This window comes from Hymenobacter segetis, assembly GCF_054776495.1.
The window spans coordinates 947,267-963,865 of sequence record NZ_BAAHBV010000001.1 but is presented as its reverse complement, the minus strand read 5'-3'; the positions used below and the strand labels follow the sequence as shown (position 1 = coordinate 963,865).

General features: G+C 60.4%; 14 protein-coding genes. 7 read left to right on the top strand and 7 right to left on the bottom strand.

What is annotated here, in order from left to right; translation table 11 throughout:
- Window positions 1-83: 83 nt before the first annotated feature.
- The 3 genes from lpxK (at window position 84) to ACYU70_RS04145 (ending at window position 3,858) form a co-directional block, all read left to right on the top strand.
- Entirely contained in the window at window positions 84-1,154 is a 1,071-nt protein-coding gene (gene lpxK, locus ACYU70_RS04155; protein WP_342296455.1) for a tetraacyldisaccharide 4'-kinase, read from the top strand.
- A 123-nt stretch (window positions 1,155-1,277) separates the two neighbouring features.
- The gene (locus ACYU70_RS04150; protein ID WP_342296456.1) at window positions 1,278-3,251 is read left to right on the top strand and encodes a putative porin; all 1,974 of its coding nucleotides are present in this window, start codon (window positions 1,278-1,280) and stop codon (window positions 3,249-3,251) included.
- Between the two features lie 7 nt (window positions 3,252-3,258).
- Complete coding sequence (locus ACYU70_RS04145; protein WP_425293317.1) at window positions 3,259-3,858, top strand: MiaE family protein; 600 nt, start codon at window positions 3,259-3,261, stop codon at window positions 3,856-3,858.
- Window positions 3,859-4,033: 175 nt separating this feature from the next.
- On the opposite strand, the gene fahA is transcribed toward ACYU70_RS04145, so the two are convergent.
- The 3 genes from fahA to ACYU70_RS04130 form a co-directional block, all read right to left on the bottom strand.
- Complete coding sequence (gene fahA, locus ACYU70_RS04140; RefSeq protein ID WP_342296458.1) at window positions 4,034-5,326, bottom strand: fumarylacetoacetase; 1,293 nt, start codon at window positions 5,324-5,326, stop codon at window positions 4,034-4,036.
- 188 nt (window positions 5,327-5,514) lie between these two features.
- Window positions 5,515-5,730 carry a NifU family protein gene (locus ACYU70_RS04135; RefSeq protein ID WP_198069023.1) on the bottom strand — a complete coding sequence of 72 codons (216 nt, stop codon included), beginning with the start codon at window positions 5,728-5,730 and terminating at the stop codon, window positions 5,515-5,517.
- 48 nt (window positions 5,731-5,778) lie between these two features.
- A complete protein-coding gene (locus ACYU70_RS04130) occupies window positions 5,779-6,882 on the bottom strand; it encodes an Mrp/NBP35 family ATP-binding protein (protein WP_342296459.1) in 1,104 nt (367 codons plus the stop codon).
- A gap of 252 nt (window positions 6,883-7,134) precedes the next feature.
- Here ACYU70_RS04130 and ACYU70_RS04125 point away from each other — a divergent pair, with 252 nt between their 5' ends.
- The gene (locus ACYU70_RS04125) at window positions 7,135-7,443 is read left to right on the top strand and encodes a hypothetical protein (RefSeq protein ID WP_342296460.1); all 309 of its coding nucleotides are present in this window, start codon (window positions 7,135-7,137) and stop codon (window positions 7,441-7,443) included.
- 192 nt (window positions 7,444-7,635) lie between these two features.
- Here ACYU70_RS04125 and ACYU70_RS04120 read toward each other — a convergent pair whose 3' ends face one another.
- Together ACYU70_RS04120 and ACYU70_RS04115 are read right to left on the bottom strand one after the other, a co-directional pair.
- Entirely contained in the window at window positions 7,636-8,433 is a 798-nt protein-coding gene (locus ACYU70_RS04120; protein WP_342296461.1) for a phosphatase PAP2 family protein, read from the bottom strand.
- A gap of 227 nt (window positions 8,434-8,660) precedes the next feature.
- On the bottom strand, window positions 8,661-9,926 hold the full coding sequence (locus ACYU70_RS04115) for an asparagine synthetase B (RefSeq protein ID WP_342296462.1): 1,266 nt from the start codon (window positions 9,924-9,926) through the stop codon (window positions 8,661-8,663).
- A 177-nt stretch (window positions 9,927-10,103) separates the two neighbouring features.
- On the opposite strand from ACYU70_RS04115, the gene ACYU70_RS04110 reads away from it, so the two are divergent.
- From ACYU70_RS04110 to ACYU70_RS04100, 3 genes are all read left to right on the top strand, one after another.
- Window positions 10,104-11,345: an ABC transporter permease gene (locus tag ACYU70_RS04110; RefSeq protein ID WP_342296463.1), complete on the top strand. Its 1,242-nt coding sequence runs from the start codon at window positions 10,104-10,106 to the stop codon at window positions 11,343-11,345.
- Between the two features lie 88 nt (window positions 11,346-11,433).
- Window positions 11,434-12,213 carry a hypothetical protein gene (locus tag ACYU70_RS04105; RefSeq protein ID WP_460615896.1) on the top strand — a complete coding sequence of 260 codons (780 nt, stop codon included), beginning with the start codon at window positions 11,434-11,436 and terminating at the stop codon, window positions 12,211-12,213.
- Window positions 12,214-12,262: 49 nt separating this feature from the next.
- Window positions 12,263-13,093, top strand: a complete 831-nt coding sequence (locus tag ACYU70_RS04100) for a hypothetical protein (protein ID WP_342296465.1) — start codon at window positions 12,263-12,265, stop codon at window positions 13,091-13,093.
- 195 nt (window positions 13,094-13,288) lie between these two features.
- Here ACYU70_RS04100 and mtaB read toward each other — a convergent pair whose 3' ends face one another.
- Window positions 13,289-14,623 (bottom strand): tRNA (N(6)-L-threonylcarbamoyladenosine(37)-C(2))-methylthiotransferase MtaB, encoded by a 1,335-nt coding sequence (mtaB, locus tag ACYU70_RS04095; RefSeq protein ID WP_342296466.1) that lies wholly within the window; start codon window positions 14,621-14,623, stop codon window positions 13,289-13,291.
- 30 nt (window positions 14,624-14,653) lie between these two features.
- Window positions 14,654-16,516, bottom strand: a complete 1,863-nt coding sequence (locus ACYU70_RS04090; protein ID WP_342296467.1) for an LTA synthase family protein — start codon at window positions 16,514-16,516, stop codon at window positions 14,654-14,656.
- Window positions 16,517-16,599 lie beyond the last annotated feature (83 nt).

Genomic DNA, 16,599 nt, shown 5'->3' with positions numbered 1-16,599 from the left:
TGTTGGAAAGGAAAGAAGCTACGGTGTGCCGGGCGGACCCGCACCGTACTTTTGTAGGCGCTTGTTACCGCACATTTTCGCGTATGCCGTCTGGATTGGCTTTTTTGCTGCTGCCTTTTTCCTGGCTCTACGCCGCCGTGCTGGCTGTGCGCAACTGGCTGTACGATGTACGCTGGAAACGTGCCGAAACCTTCGCCGTGCCGCTGCTCAACGTGGGCAACCTGCGGGTGGGCGGCACCGGCAAAACGCCCCACGTCATCTGGCTGGTGGAGGAGTTGCTGCGCCAGGGCCAACGCCCGGCCATCCTCAGCCGGGGCTATGGCCGCCAGACCACCGGCCCGCGTCTGGCCGGCCCTGCCGATTCGGCCGCGACGGTGGGCGATGAGCCCTGGCAGTATTTCGAGCAATTCGCGGCCCGCAAGGTGGTGGTGGCCGTGGCCGAGGAGCGCCGGCTGGGCGCCCATTTACTGCTCCGCGAACACCCGGAAATCACCGTCATCGTGCTCGATGATGCCTACCAGCACCGTGCTGTGCAGCCCACGCTCAATATTCTGCTCACGGAGCTGGCCCGGCCTTTTTATGAGGACTACGTGCTGCCCGCCGGCCGCCTGCGCGAAAGCCGCGCCGGAGCCGCCCGGGCCGATGTCGTCATCGTGACCAAATGCCCGCCCAATCTTTCAGAAGCTGACCAGCAGGCCGTTGTGCAGCATATTCGCCGCTACAGCCGGTCGGAGGTGCCCGTGCTTTTCTCCGCTTACCAATATGCCGTCCCCCAGGTGCTACCGGATGCAGCTGCCACGAGTTTGCCCGTTGCTTCCACCGCCGGCCCGGCCGTGTTGCTGACGGGCATTGCCCAGCCCGGCCCGTTGCGGGAGGAGCTTGAGAAACAAGGGTATAAAATCCAATACCACGCCCGGTTTCCCGACCATCACGCCTTCACGCCGGAAGATGTGGCGGCGCTGCGGGCGCATTGGCAGCCGGGCTGGCCTATTTTTACGACGGAAAAGGACGCCACGCGCCTGCTGGCTCCCGAATTGCGGGCCGCCCGGGCGGGGCTGCCGCTCTATACCATTCCGGTGCGGGTGGCGTTTCTGGGTGATGGTGGCGTGGTTCTGCGCCAGTTGCTACCGCCTGCGCTCGCTACGAATGCTTGATTTATATTGACTTGGCCGGCGCGCCGGTGCGCTCCGACCTATTTCGTTTCCTCCTTGAAGGCTCTGCAATTCCCTTTTTTACTTTCTTGGCCGCGCCTGTGGCTCCTTGCCTGTCTGCTACTGATGCTGGCCGCGTCCACGGCGCGGGCACAGGTGGTCGACGACTCGACCAAGGTGCTGTATGGCCCCAAAACCACGCGCCTCATCTACGAGGCCGAGGTGCTGCGCGATTCCACCTCCGGCACGCCGCTCGATACCACGCTTACCAAAGCGCCGCAGGCGCGGTTCTGGTTTCACGACACCACTTTCCAGCAGGACTTGGGCACGGTGGGCTCGGCTTCGAGGCCGTTGCTTTATCAGCCCAATCTGGAGCTGGGAGCCCGTTTCGGGCGCAACGTATTCGACAAGTACGCCCGCGATTCCCGCACGGTGCCGTACTATGATTCCCGCTCGCCCTATTCATTTTTTCGGGTGATACAGTCGGGCACGGGCGAGCAGGTGTTTGAAATCAGCTACAGCCGCAGCCTGAAAAAGAACTTCAGCGTGGGCATGGCCTACGAGCGCATTGCCTCAAACAAGGTCCTTGCACCTGCGGGCTCCCGCGATGGCTTGGTGGAGCACTCCAACCTGTTGTTTTTCGGCCGCTACCAGAACGAGAACGAGCGGTACCACCTGCTGTTCAACTTCAGTAACGTGCGCCACCGGGCCCTAGAGCAGGGGGGCATCAAGCCGCTGCTCCCGGACGAAAAGACCCCGCAGGACCTCTTCAATTACCGCGAGCAACAGGTGTGGCTGACCCAGGCGGCCAACAACGAGGACCGTGACGAATTCTACCTCACCCACACTTACCGCCTGCTCGGGCGTGGCCTCACCGTCTACCACACCTTCGACGCTAAGCGCCAGTACAACAGTTTCGCCGATTTGAACCTGACCAAGGCCCGTACCGACCTTACCCTGGAGGGCTCGTTCTTCCCCCGAATAATAAACAGTGCCACGGCCACCATCGACCGGGCCGAGTACCGACAGGTTGAGAACACCTTCGGCGTGCTAGGCCGCACCAAAGCCGTCGAATACCGCCTCTACGCCCGCGACCGTAGCGCCTCGGTGGTGAGCAGGACGCTGGCGCCGGGCTCCACCACCTCCAACCTGCTGCTACGGCCAGCTGCGCCGGAACGGCAGTTTAACCAAGTGTTTGTGGGTGGTACGGCGGCGTTTAACTACCGCACGATTTACGCCATCGAAACGGCTGGTGAACTGTACCTGCTGCCCCTCACCGGCCTGAGTACCGATAATTTCAAGCCCGAATATTGGCTGCGGGGCATTGTCCGCACCGGCCCACTGTCGGGCGAGGCATTAGTCAATTCCTACTCGCCCACACTCACCCAGCAGGAGTTCGTCGGCAACCACTACAACTGGAGCCATTGGGAAGGTGGCAGCTTCATCAACCCGGCTACCAATGCCCTGGATGAAAAATTCAAAAACAATACCAGTACCCGGCAGCTCACGGGCCGCCTGCAGCTGAAATTACCCAGCCTGGGCCTCCTCACCGGGCAGCGCTTTGAGGCCAGCGCGAGCGTCGTCAATATCGCTAATTTGGTGTATTACGGCACCACCGGCGTGCCCCAGCAGCTCGGCACCAACCGTAATTTGGTCATCGCCTTCGCCCGGCACCGCACCATGCTGGGCCGGGTGGGCTTCGACAATCAGGCCACCTACACCAAGGGCGACAACGACACCGAAGGCCTGCGAATCCCCAGCCTGGTCACCAATTCGCGAGTGTTTTACGAAAGCTATATTTTCCGCAAAGCGCTGTTCAACCAGATTGGCGCCGAAGTCTATTATCAGTACGCTTTCCGGGGCTACGACTACAGCCCCAGCACTCAGCAATTCTACCAGCAGGACCATTTCACCATCGGGGCCCACGCCGTTGCCGACGTGTTTTTTGTGGCCGATATCAAAGCCGTTTCGCTATTTCTGAAAATGGCTTACGTCAACCAGGGCTTGGCCGGTAGTTACAACGGCTATTACGCTTCGCCTTTTTATACTGGCTATCCGCGTCGGTTTCAGTTCGGTTTGAAGTGGAATTTCTTCAATTAGAAATATGATGATGAAAGAAAAAACCATCCTCAAATTAAAACTCAATACCGACCCGCGCTGGGTAAATATTGCGGAGAAAAATATCGAAGATATTCTGGTCGACCATGCCTGGTGCGAGCAGAAAGCCGCCAGCACCGGCATCAGCATGATTATCCATTACCCCGAGAAAACCCGCCTCGTGGACGAGCTCACCGACCTAGTGGCCGAGGAGTGGAGCCACTTCGAAAGAGTGCTGCTGGAGCTACGCAAGCGCGGTTTTGCCCTGGGCCGCCCGCGCAAAGACGAGTACGTGGTGCAGCTGCTGGCCCACGTGCGCAAAGGTGGTGCCCGCGAGCGCCAGCTCATGGACCAACTCCTGGTTTCGGCGCTAATTGAAGCCCGCAGCTGCGAGCGTTTTAAATTGCTCTGGCAAAATATCGCCGACCAGGAATTAAGTAAATTCTATTACGAATTAATGGTTTCCGAAGCCGCGCATTTCGTGAGCTACGTCGATTTGGCCAAAGAATATTGCGACCCGAAATTAGTCGAAGAACGGTTGCAGGAATTACTGGTAATTGAAGGTGAAATCGTGACGAATTTGCCCGTGCGCGACGACCGAATGCATTGATTTTGTCATTGCGAGCGGAACGCAGTGGAGCGTGGCAATCCGTCCTTTGCAATGTGATAAACCCTGAAATGTAACAAGCCCCGGTACTGCACAGTGCCGGGGCTTGTCGCTTAATAAAGAATCTGGTTTTGACAGGACGGATTGCTTCGTTGTGCCTCCTCGCAATGACAGGCGACTACAATGACAGCGCCGGCAGCACCGTGCCGCGCACTTCGCCAAAGCCAATGCGAATACCGTCCTTCTCCGCGTAGCCGCGCATGGTCACGGTATCGCCATCGAGCAGGAAGCTCCGCTCCGAGCCATCGGCCAGGGGCACGGGCCGGGTGCCGCGCCACGACAGCTCCAGCATGGAGCCCAGCGAATCGGGCGTGGGGCCCGAGATGGTGCCGGAGGCGTAGAGGTCGCCGGCTTCGAGGTTGCAGCCGTTGGAGGCGTGGTGGGTGAGCTGCTGGGCCATACTCCAGTACATCAGCCCGAAATTGGCGCGGCTGATGGTGGTTTCGGGGCCGTTGGCGGGGGCCAGGGCAACTTCGAGGTGCACGTCGAAGTTGTGCGCGCCGCTTTGGCTCAGGTAGGGCAGAGGCGCGGGCTCCTGCACCGGGCCGGCCACGCGGAAGGGCTCCAGCGCATCCAGCGTCACCACCCACGGGGCCACGCTGCTGCCGAAGTTTTTGCCCAGAAACGGCCCCAGCGGCACGTATTCCCAGCTTTGCAGGTCGCGGGCGCTCCAGTCGTTGAACAGGCAGAGGCCGAAGATGTGGTCTTCGGCTTCGCCGATGGGCACCGTCGTGCCTAGCTCGGTGCCGGTGCCGACCACAAAGGCCATTTCCAGCTCAAAATCGAGCTGGCGGCTAGGGCCGAAGGTGGGCGCGTCCTCGGTCGGAGCCTTGCGCTGGCCGTTGGGCCGGCGAATGGGCGTGCCCGAGGCCACGATGCTGCTGGTGCGCCCGTGGTAGCCGATGGGCAGGTGCCGCCAGTTGGGCAGCAGGGCGTTGGCCGGGTCGCGGAACATGGTGCCCACGTTGGTGGCGTGCTCGATGCTGCTGTAGAAATCGGTGTAGTTGGCGGGCTTCACGGGGCGCAGCATGCGTACTTCGGTCTGGCGCAGGAGGCAGTCGCGCACGGCCAGCTCGTTGTCGCGCAGGCGGGGCTCGTCGTGGCGCAGCAGCTCGCTCACGCGCTGGCGCACGGCGCGCCAGGCCGGCCGGCCCAGCCGCAGAAATGCATTGAGCGACTTCCGCCGGAACACTTTCGGCTGGGCATCGCCCAACTCATCCAAATCCTCAAAAAAACCAAACTGGCTGGCGGCATATAAATCAAAGATATAGCCGCCAATGGCCACGCACAGATGCGGCCCGCGCTCATCGGTTTCAAACACGCCAAAGGGCAGGTTCTGGATGGGGAAGTCACTTTCGGGGCGAATATCAATCCAGGAACGGAGTGCGGGCGAGTTAAGGGCGTTGGGCATGTGAGTGTGGTGAAGTTCGGGCGGTAAAATTAGGGTGGACTGCGCGGGAAGCTCGCAATAAACAGAACGTCATGCTGAGCGAAGCCGAAGCATCTCTACCGCAGAAGCAAATAATTACTTGCGCGGTAGAGATGCTTCGGCTTCGCTCAGCATGACGTTCTATGGGGTTTCAATAAGTAGAAAAAGGCCTACCGCGCCTCCACGGCCGTGATTTCGGGTACGGCTTTTTTCACCGTGTCTTCCAAGCCGGCGCGGGTCATCGGCGACATGGGGCAGGCCCCGCAGGCCCCTTCCCACTCCAGTTGCAGCACGCCCTCGGGGGTGATGTTGGCCACGCGCACGTTGCCGCCATCAGTGGCCAGGTAGGGGCGCAGAGTGTTGAGGGCCGCTTCGATGCGGGGCATCAGCGGATGGTCGAAGGCGGGAGGGGAGGTTGTTGTTTCCACGGGTAGTTAGGAATTCATTTGCACGACGGCCGTTTTGGGGGCCACGTTGTTGCGGATACTCACCTGGCGGGCCACGGCCTCGGCCAAATCAGCGAACATCTTGCCCACCACCGATTCCGGGTCGAGCACGGCCGGCTGGCCCTGGTCGCCGTTTTCGCGGATGCTCTGTACCAGCGGCAGTTGGCCCAGCAGGGGTACGTCGTGCTGCGCGGCCAGGCGTTGGCCGCCGTTTTCGCCGAAGATGAAGTATTTGTTGTTGGGCAGCTCGGCGGGAGTAAACCAGGCCATGTTCTCCACCACGCCCAACACAGGCACATTGATTTGGGGCTGGCGGAACATCTGCAAACCCTTCTGGGCATCGGCCAGCGCCACTTTTTGGGGCGTGGTCACGATGACGGCCCCGGTCACGGGCACGGTTTGCACCAGCGTGAGGTGAATGTCGGAAGTGCCGGGCGGCAGGTCGAGCAGCAGATAGTCCAACTCTCCCCAATCCACTTCAGTGATGAATTGCTTGAGGGCCGACGAAGCCATCGGCCCGCGCCACACAATGGCGCTCTCGGCCGGGGCCAGGAAGCCGATGCTCATCAGCTTCACGCCGTATTTTTCGATGGGCTGAATCAGGTTCTTACCGTTCGGGCCCTGGAAAACGTGCGGCGCTTCGTTCTCTACGTTGAACATGACGGGCATGCTGGGGCCCGAAATGTCGGCATCGACCAGACCAACTTTGGCCCCGGTAGCGGCAAGGGCCACCGCCAGGTTGGCCGTGACGGTGCTTTTGCCCACGCCGCCCTTGCCCGAGGCAATGGCGATGATGTTTTTGACGCCGGGCAGCAGGTCGCCGCGGTTGTGGCGGCCGGTGGTCACGCGCGAATCCATGGTAATCACCACGTTGGCGTCCTTGTCCACCATCGTGTGGATGGCGCGTTCACAGGCATCGTGAATGAGCTGCTTGAGCGGGCAGGCGGGCGTGGTGAGCACTACGGTAAACGCGACGGTAAGGCCGTCAATGGCAATGTTCTCAATCATGTTGAGCGTCACGAGGTCCTGGCCCAGGTCGGGCTCTTCCACGTAGCCCAGGGCTTTGAGAACGGCTTCTTTGGTTATGGTCATGGATAAGGCAATGCGCCAAATGGCAGCGTACTGCAAAGATAACCCCGGAAGGGCCGGCACGGTTCGGCAGCGCGGTATTGGCTGCTTGCTACTGTTGAGGTTGTTGGTTTATATGATTATGATAATAAAAAAAATAATTAAAATTATTTTTTTAAATTGTGGTTGTCCGGATGACAGATGTCATATTTACGAAAAAAACATTTTCCTTTCTTTCCGGCGTGTCATTTAACTCACCTTTCTCGTGCAACCTTTATGCAACATCGTGACCAAGATGCTGGACCCGGCGGTCTGCTCCCTTTATGCTGTGCCCAATGTGAAGAAGAACTGGAGCAACTGGTCGTATTTGAGTTGATTGTGCCCAAGGCCGCTAAAGTGGCTTTGCCACGCCTACAGCCGGAAATTGGCCCGTTGACCTTACGGGAGAATTCGGTTACGACCACCGCGCCGGGCAAGTTATATGTGCAGCTACTGGCCAGCAATACCGCCACGCAGGCGGGCTGGTACATGACGGCAACCCTCACTGCGGCGGCCTCAACAAGCTTTCCCACAAGCCAGCGGTAAGCCGCTGGCGCTGGCAAAGGCCATGCACAAGTTTCAGGTGCGGGCTGGCGGGCAGTTAGCAGGCCGGCGGATATGCTGAGCGCGCCGGTGTGCGGGGCGAGCAAGTCGTTATGTTCGTCCTCGATATTGGTTGAGTGGACACGTTGCCGGCAAAGGGGCGGAGGTGCAATTCCTGGGTGAATGCTGTTGGCGCTACGGCCGGAAGGCCAGTGCGGCCCCGGCCCCCGCGCCGGGCACGTAGGTGGGCACCAGCAGCAGCTTGTGCGTCAGGCGCGGCGGCAGCATTTTGGTGAAGGCGGGATACAGGTGCCACACGGTTTCGGCCGAGAGGAAACCGATGGCGGCCCCGGCCAGCACATCGGTGGCCCAGTGCTTGTTGCCCATCAGGCGCATGGCCCCGGTGGCGGTGGCCACGGCGTAGCCGCTCACGCTCACCCACGGGTACTGGCGGCCGTACTGCTCGTGCAGCAGCGTGGCCGTGAGAAAGGCCTGCGCCGTGTGCGACGACGGAAAAGAGCTCAAATCCTGGGCGTTGTAGGGGCGCGGCTCGGCGGTGATGCGCTTGAGGTTGCTCACGATGCCTTCGTCGAGCTCGTGGGCGGCCAGGTAGATGAGGGTGAAGCCCACGGCCGAGCGCTCGCCCCGGTGGCCGGTGGCCATCAGGCCGTAAGCCAAGGCTAAGGGCGCGTGACGCGAATAGTCGTCGATGCCATACGAATCGAAGCCCCTGAAAACCTCCTGCGTTTCGGCCTGCATGTCCTGTTTGGCCTGGCAAAGCACCGTGCTGTAAGTGGGACTGTGGGCCATCACACCCACCGCAACCAGCGCCGAGGGTACGGCAATGCGCAGGGCCACGGCCCGGACCTTATTGACAGGCCGTGGGGCCTGAATGGCCGAATCAGCCGGCAAAGCCGGGAGTTGCTGGGCGTGGGCCGGACTAGCAGTCAAGCTGCCCAACGCAAACAGGAATAGGCTTAAGCGTAAAAGCAAATCAAAGGCATATAAATGTGGTCCTTAAAATTAAGCCACAAGTAGCCCTGCCACGGGACTGAACCCGGCGAATGGCACGCTACGCGGTGCGAACAGCCGGGAAATTCCCGTCAAGGCAAAATGCCGGGCGCTGCGAAAAGGAATAATGCCTGCCGGCTAAAAATTCCAGTCAATAAAAAAGCCCCAACCGGTGAAAGTTGGGGCTTGGGGATGTAGAGCCGTGCGGCTTAGGTTTTCTGCTTCTTCTTCTTGGCCGCCGGGAAGAGAATGTTGTTCAATATCAATCGGTAGCCGGGCGAGTTGGGGTGCAGCGCCAGGTCGGTCGGCTCTTCGCCCACGAGGTGCTGGTAGTCTTCGGGGTCGTGGCCGCCGTAAAAGGTCCAGGTGCCTTTGCCCAGCGTGCCGTGGATGTAGCGGGCCTCGCCGGTTTGCTTGGTTTCGCCCATCACGATGACGTCGGGCTTGATGAGGCTTTTGCGGAAGGCCGTAGTCTGGCCCATGAAGCCGTGGATGGTTTTGTCGTGGTTCTGGCAGAGCATGGTGGGCACCGGGTCGTACTTGGCCGAGTAGGTGAAGAGCGAGAAATAGTCGTTCTGCTCGCCTAGGCCACGCTCATTGGGCTGCATGTCGATGTTGGAATACTCGTAGAAATACGGGTCGCGCACCAGCTGGAAGTTCTGGAAGGCCAGGCAGCGGTTGAAATTCAGCTTGGATTGGGCATTGGGGTCGGCTGGGTCGCCGTCGTACATGCTTTCTACGATGTCGATGCCCAAGCCCGCCAGCGCAATGTCGTAGCTGTCGGTGGCCGAGCACATGGCGAACAGGAAGCCACCGCCTGCTATGAATTCCTGCATTTTGGTGGCCACCGCGCCTTTCATCACACTCACTTTGGCAAAGCCGTTGCGCTTGGCGGCGGCTTCGGCATCGCGCACCTGCTGCTGGTACCACGGGTAGTTGCGGTAGGTGGCGTAGAACTTGCCGTACTCGCCGGTGAAATCTTCGTGGTGCAGGTGCAGCCAGTCGTACTTGGGCAGCTCGCCCTTCAGCACCTCGTCGTCGTAAATCTGGGTGTAGGGGATTTCGGCGTAGGTGAGCACCATGGTCACGGCATCGTCCCAAGGCTGCTTGCCTTTGGGCGTGTAGACCGCGATTTTGGGCACTTTCTCCAGCTTCATCACGTCCATGTTGGCGTTGGGGTCAGCTATTTCCTGGAGTATGCTGGTGTACTGCGCCTCGCTGATTACCTGAAAGCTGACGCCGCGCACGGCCAGCTCATTCTCGGCCCCCGGAGTGCTCTCGAAGGCAAAAGAGCCGCCCCGATAATTAAGTAACCAGTCGACGGGTACTTCGCGCTGAAGCAGCCAGAAAGCCACGCCGTAGGCCTTCAGGCACTCTTTCTGGGTGTTATCCATTGGGATGAACACATGGTTGGCGCGGGCCGCCAGCGGGGCCACGGCCACGAGCAAAAGCAACAAAAAACGCTTGAGCAGCATAGTTTTTGAGAGAAGGAAACGCAGCAAACCAACGAGGTTGCGGCGCCAGTGGTTCAAGTTAAGCGTCGGCCGCCGAACTTTGGCGTCCTTGCGCTGCCGTGTGGCCCCCGTAGCAACCCGCTGCAGGCACGTCCATTTCCTCGGCAACGCCAACCCTGCCGGCCAAAGTCCCTGCCCATGAGCCCTTTCGAAAACGTCCGCGAAGCCTTCCGTTCCATCCGCGCCAACCTACTGCGCACCATTCTCACGGCGCTTATTCTCAGCATCGGGCTGTTTGCGCTGGTGGGCATCCTCACGGGCATCGATGCGATGAAAAATTCGCTGTCCGAAACCTTTGCCAGCCTCGGAGCCAACTCATTTGAGCTGCACGCCAAAGGCTACAGCAACCGCGGGCGGCGCGGCGGCGTGCAGGCCAAGCAATATCCGCCCATCAACTTCCTGCAAGCCAAGCAGTACAAAAAGGCCATCGGCGACAATGCCAAAGTTGGCATTTCGGCCTTCATCGCCGGGGCTGTGGAGATGAAAGCCAACGGTACCAAAACCAACCCCAACATGCAAGTGGTGGCCGGCGACGAAAACTACCTGAAAATCGAAGGCTACAACCTGGCCGGCGGCCGCACCTTCTCACAATCCGAGCTCAACAGCGGGGCCAACGTGATGATTGTGGGCGACGAAATCCGCTCCAAACTATTCCCGAAGCAAAGCCCGGTGGGCAAATACGTGGCCGCTATGGGCCGCCGCTTCCTGATTGTGGGCCTGCTCGAAAAGAGCGGCAGCGGAGCCGGTGGGGGCGGCGGGGCCGACCGCATCGCCCTGCTGCCCCTCGAAACCGGCAACCAGATGCCTCGCCAGCGCGCCCTCACCTACGACGTGAAAACGGCCACCGACAACCACGCCACCCTAAACTTCATCATGGGCCAGGCCACCGGCATCATGCGCGCCGTGCGGCACGACAAGTTGGGCCAGGAAGAAAGTTTCGTGGTCGAAAGCAGCGAGTCGCTGGCCAATGACCTGGATTCGATTTCGGGCAAAATGAAGGCCGGTGGTAGCATCATTGCCTTCGTAACGCTGCTCGGGGCCAGCATTGCCCTCATGAACATCATGCTGGTGTCGGTAACGGAGCGCACCCGCGAAATCGGCATTCGCAAGGCACTGGGTGCCACGGCCCGCCAAATCCGGTTTCAGTTTCTGATGGAGGCCATTGTGATTTGCCTGCTGGGCGGCGGCATGGGCATTCTGCTGGGCGTGCTTGGCGGCAACCTAGTGGCCAAGTTCGTGGGTTCGGGGTCCTTCCTGGTGCCGTGGGGCTGGATGGCGGCGGGCCTGGTTATCTGCGTGGGCGTGGGTATGGCCTCGGGCTACTACCCGGCCAGCAAAGCCGCCGCGCTGGACCCGATTGATTCGCTGCGCTACGAATAACATAGTTGTGAACAGGCTATGTAATTGGGTTTTATGTGCCTGGTTTTTAGCTGGGGCCACACCTGGCTTGGCACAAGCCGGGGCTGGGGTGGCCCCGGCACGCGTCGTTACGGTTACGGAAGGCCGGCAGGCCAATCGATTTAAAGTGCCGCAGGTGCAACTAGCCGATTCCGCCGTGGCCGGACGCATCAACCGCCGCATCGTGGCGCTGGTGCTTAGTGGGGAAACCGACTCCAGGCTGAGCGTGCGCCAGCAACTGCGCCAAGCCGAGCGGACGTGTTGTTTCGATGCGGAAGGCGGCCGGGGCTGGCAGACGGTCGGGCAGGGCCTGACGGGCTGTGACTATAGCGTGCTGCTAAATCAGCAAGGTCTGCTATCCATAGAATACTCGCAGGAATTCACTGGGGCCTATTCGTGGGAGCAGGCCCTGCACGTCACCTTCGACCTGCGCACTGGCCGTCAGCTGGCCCTGGCCGACCTCTTAGCCGACCCGCCCGCGCAACTGACGCGCCGGATGCACGGTGCCATCAGCCGCCGCTTTGGCGAAACCCTGGCCGGTATGGGCAACGAAGCAGATTCAGCCGTCATTACTACCGTGGCCGAGCGTTTCAGCTGGGATTGGACCGCTAAGCGCGTGCGATTTCAGTCAGACGCTGGGCCCGCCGAAGAAGCCCGCGCTTCCGAACCGGATTTAGAAAGCTTTGCTCTCACGCCGCACGAGGTGCGGCTGTACTACGAACGGATGCTGCCGCACGTCATCCTGAATTTCGAGCCCGACAACACCTATCATTTTCCATACGCCCGGGTCCAGCCGCGCGGGCTGCTGGTGCCAGTAGCTGCAAAAGCCACGCAGGTCAAACTAAAGTAAACATGGCCGAATGTTATACATTTGCACAACTACTCATTTGTGTAAGTGTATGGCTGTGCCCGTTTCCGTTCCTATCGACCAGCGCTTTGCGCAACTCATTCAGCAGTTTGGGTTGACCAAAAACAGCTTTGCCATCTCCCTGGGCAAGACGGCCAGCGTTGTTCAGCACCTCATCGACGGCCGCAACAAGCCCGGCTACGACCTGCTGTGCAAAGTATTTGAGATTTATCCAAATGTGTCCAGAGACTGGCTTTTGCTGGGCCGGGGCCCCATGCTGGTGAGCGGCGAACATGCCCCTAAAGCCGTCGCACCACCCGCCGCAATCTCACCGGAAGCGCCGCTTGAACCCATCGATTTATCCGATGTGGAAGTTCACGCTGCCCGCCGGGCCGGGCCGGGCGTGGCCGGCTCCCGGCTCCAGCCCGCCGAAATTGCGGCTACGTTGGCGCTAGCTGCCGCGGCCAATCAGCCCGTGCGCGCCGTTGGGGCGTCAGCACCCACTGAGATTGAAATGCCCCAGTCCGCGCCGGTTTCAGCTACCCCCGCTGTAGTTGAAACGCCCGTCGCAATTGAAGCACCTGCTACTCCCGAAGCCCAGGTTACACCCGTTACGCCGACTGCTCAAGCCCCGGCCGCACCGAGCGTGCCACAGATGCCGGAGCCCGTACCGATGGCGGCTGCCGCACAGTCTCAGCCCATATCCGCCCCGGCAATATTGCCTCCAAGCACGCCCTCGCCTGAAGTTTATGTGGCTGCTGCTCTGCACGCTCAGCACTTGCAGCACCAGTTGGCCCTTTCCGAAATGCGCAACCAGCACCTGCTGGAGCAGCAACAGATGCTGCGCGAAATGCTGGCTATGGCCCGGCAGAGCATGGTCTAATCCCCGGACCACGGATTCGCTCGGATTTTTCGGATTCCCCGGATTTTGTCGACGACTTTATATCAGATAAAAAGTAAAAAGTCCACTCCGAAAGTGGCCTTTTTACTTTTTAAGCGACGTTTGGTTCTTAACTGTGTGTACCGTTCACAAAATCCGGGAAATCCGAAAAATTTGAGCGAATCCATGGTCCGGGGATTAGGCGAATATGCCCATTTCTTCGGCCTCCATCAGCCCGGCAGCATTCACGCTTGTGAGGCGCAGCGGCTTCATTTCGCCCACCAGCAGCGGGTCGTATTTCGCGGCTACGCGGATGTAGTTGGGCGTGAAGCCCTCCATTTGGCCATTGGTCACGTCGTCTTCAAACAGCACTTCGGTTTCGAGGCCGAGGTGTTCTTCGTAGAAAAACCGCTTTTTCTTCTCCGAAAGGCTGCGCAGCTGGGTGGTGCGCTCGTGCCGCACCCGGTCCTGCACGCGGCCGGGCAGGGTGGGAGCCAGCGTATCGGCCCGCTCCGAGTACGGAAAAACGTGCAGATAGCTAATGGGCAGCTCGTTCAGAAAATTATAGGTGTCTAAAAAATCCGCGTCCGTTTCGCCGGGAAAGCCCACGATGACATCGACGCCGATGCAGGCGTGCGGCATGAGTTCCTTGATGCGGGCCACGCGCTGGGCGTAGAGCGCCCGGCGGTAGCGGCGGCGCATCAGGCCCAGAATTTTATCCGAGCCGCTTTGCAGCGGGATGTGGAAGTGCGGCATGAATCGTTCCGACGCGGCCACGGTGGTCAGAATCTCATCGGTGAGAAGATTGGGCTCGCAGCTGCTGATGCGGAAGCGGCGGATGCCGGCTACCTGGTCCAATGCCTGTACCAGTTGGGTGAAATCTTCGCGGCGCTCGCGCTCGGGGCCTTGCAGGCCGAAATCGCCAAGATTGACGCCGGTGAGCACGATTTCCTTTACACCGGTTTCGGCCAGTTTCTCCACGCGCTCCACCACGCTGGCTACGCTGCCCGAGCGGCTGCCGCCCCGCGCCAGCGGGATGGTGCAGAACGAGCAGGAATAGTCGCAGCCGTCCTGCACTTTGAGGAAGGTGCGGGTGCGGTCACCGAAGGAGTGCGCGGCCACAAATTCGGTGGCTTCCGAGATGGGCGAGGCGTGCACCGCGCCGGGCTGCCCGACGGCGGGCTTCTTGAAATCGGCCAGGATATCCACGAGCATAAACTTCTCGGCCGCACCCAGCACGGCGCTCACGCCGGGAATGGCCGCGATTTCCTGCGGCTTAAGCTGCGCGTAGCAGCCCACGATGGCCACAAACGCATCCGGATTGTGCTTCAGGGCCTGCTGCACCACCTTGCGGCACTTGCGGTCGGCGTGGTCTGTCACCGAGCAGGTATTGATAACATAGAGGTCGGCCCCGGCCTCAAAAGGGATTTTCTGGAAGCCTTTTTCCTCAAACTGCCGGCCGATAGCCGATGTTTCGGAGAAGTTCAGCTTGCAGCCGAGGGTATAAAAAGCAACGGATTGGGGGGTAGGCATAGTCCCGCAAAGGTACGGCCCGGGCGCGTTCTACTTGTGCGCAAAGTCTTCCATTGATACCTGCTCCATGGCCTGGCCCAGTTTCAACTGGCTGTCGGGGGTGCCGGCGTCGCGGTCGATAACGTGGCTGCCCACGTTATCAAAGGTGATGGTGCCTTGAGGCGAAACAGCCCCGAAACCGTTATTAAAGCAGTAATACACAAAGGGCGGGTTGTGCGGAGCCAGCAGGTCGCGGCTCCAGACGAAGGCGGTGGCCGGCAGCTGCAACTGGTGCAGCAGCGTAGTGGCCACGTCCGTTTGCGAACCCAGGGCGCTCACCACCCGGCCCCGGGCTTCGGGCCGCAACGCGCCGCCGGCCAGCAACAGCGGAATCCGGAATTTGTCGGGGCTTTGGTTTGAGGAGTTGCCGGGCTGTTGGTGGCCATGGTCGGCCACCAGAACGATTAGGGTATGGGCGTACCAGGGCTGCTTTTTGGCCTCTTTTAGAAATTTGCCCAGCGTATAATCCGTATAATAAACGGAATTGCGGAACAGCGCCACCTCATCGGTGCCGCGGAAATGCGGTTTCATCGGCACCTCAAAAGGCTCGTGACTGCTGAGCGTGAAGGCCGTGACGAAGAACGGCTGCTGCTGCTGGCGCAGGTCGCCCAGAATACGGTTGAACAGCACCCCATCATGTGCCCCCCACTTCGAGTTCTGGTCGGCCGCAGCAAAATCATTTCGCTCCGTAAATTTCTCGTAGCCACCCGCTTGCAGGTAGCTTCTCATGTTGGCAAACGCCAGCTCACCCCCATAATAATAGTGCGAGCGGTAGCCCACCGCCGCCAGCGACCGGCCCAAATGAGGGAGGCGCTCCGTTTTGCGGGGGAACTTGATGATGCTGGTAGTAGGCTGATTGGGGTAGCCCGAAAGCAGCGAAACCAGGCCCTTCTGGCTGCGGTCGCCGGCCGCGAAGATGTTGTTGAACAGAATCCCGGTTCGGGCCAGGCTGTCGAGGGTGGGCGTCACGCCCTTTTCGCCGCCCACGCTGCCCACAAACTTCGAAGTGAAGCTTTCGAGAATGATGAACAGCACGTTGGGCCGCGCTTCGCTCAGCACCAGCGCCGACGAATCGGGCCGGGCCGGCGCACCCACAGCCAGTGGGTACAGTCCTGCCACCAGACGGCGGGCCGTGCTGTCGGGCATGAAGGGCTGGATGGGCTGCTCGGCCGCCCGCAGCACCAGCGCGCTTATCATGTTCCACGGCGCATTGAGGGCCGCGTGGTTGGCAAAGGCCACGTTGGAGAAATACACGTCGCTTTGGTTCACCGGAATCTGCTGGGTGCCTCCGCGCAGCGGCACTACCAGCAGCGCGGCGTAGAGCAGGCTGGCCAGCGCCGCCCGCCCGCGCCCAAACCACGCCGGCAGTGGCGCAAGCCGTCCCACCATTACCTTATATAGGTAGGTGCCCGCGCCCACCAGGCCCAGCAGCAGCAGCACCAGCAGGGCAATGGGCGCGCTGCCGGCCGAGGCCGCCATTTCCTGCGGCGAATTCAGGTACTGGATAGGCGTGTCATCGAGCCGGAAGCCCCACGCACGGTACAGCTCCAGGTCAGCCGTGACTAGCACCGCCAGCACGATGCCGATGATGGCCGAATAGCCCGTTAGCAGCCGCTGCAAGTGGAACCGGGGAAATAGGCTGCCAATCACAAATAGGAGAAAAGGAATCAGGCACACATAAGCCGCCGCCGAAGCATCCAGCCGCAGGCCATGTCCCAGACTACCCAGCACCTGCGCCACCGACAACTGAGCCGTTGCCTTGTGCTGATATCCCAGAAAAAGGCCCCGGCATAGCTCAAAAAACACCAGCCAGAAAAAAAAGTAGCGCGGCTGGAACGCAAAGCGGTTTTTCACGCCCTAAAGATAGACGCCACCGTTGCGCCCCAAAAACATTAGTCTCCTAACAAGCTCAACTAGGAAGCCGGCTTAATTTTCGA

Coding starts and splice junctions, on each gene's coding strand:
- ACYU70_RS04115 (WP_342296462.1), bottom strand. CDS start 9,926: ATGCTGCTCAAGCGTTTTTTGTTGCTTTTGCTCGTGGCCGTGGCCCCG.
- ACYU70_RS04110 (WP_342296463.1), top strand. CDS start 10,104: ATGAGCCCTTTCGAAAACGTCCGCGAAGCCTTCCGTTCCATCCGCGCC.
- ACYU70_RS04130 (WP_342296459.1), bottom strand. CDS start 6,882: ATGACCATAACCAAAGAAGCCGTTCTCAAAGCCCTGGGCTACGTGGAA.
- ACYU70_RS04150 (WP_342296456.1), top strand. CDS start 1,278: ATGCTGGCCGCGTCCACGGCGCGGGCACAGGTGGTCGACGACTCGACC.
- mtaB (WP_342296466.1), bottom strand. CDS start 14,623: ATGCCTACCCCCCAATCCGTTGCTTTTTATACCCTCGGCTGCAAGCTG.
- lpxK (WP_342296455.1), top strand. CDS start 84: ATGCCGTCTGGATTGGCTTTTTTGCTGCTGCCTTTTTCCTGGCTCTAC.
- ACYU70_RS04145 (WP_425293317.1), top strand. CDS start 3,259: ATGATGAAAGAAAAAACCATCCTCAAATTAAAACTCAATACCGACCCG.
- fahA (WP_342296458.1), bottom strand. CDS start 5,326: ATGCCCAACGCCCTTAACTCGCCCGCACTCCGTTCCTGGATTGATATT.
- ACYU70_RS04100 (WP_342296465.1), top strand. CDS start 12,263: ATGGCTGTGCCCGTTTCCGTTCCTATCGACCAGCGCTTTGCGCAACTC.
- ACYU70_RS04135 (WP_198069023.1), bottom strand. CDS start 5,730: ATGCCCCGCATCGAAGCGGCCCTCAACACTCTGCGCCCCTACCTGGCC.
- ACYU70_RS04125 (WP_342296460.1), top strand. CDS start 7,135: ATGCAACATCGTGACCAAGATGCTGGACCCGGCGGTCTGCTCCCTTTA.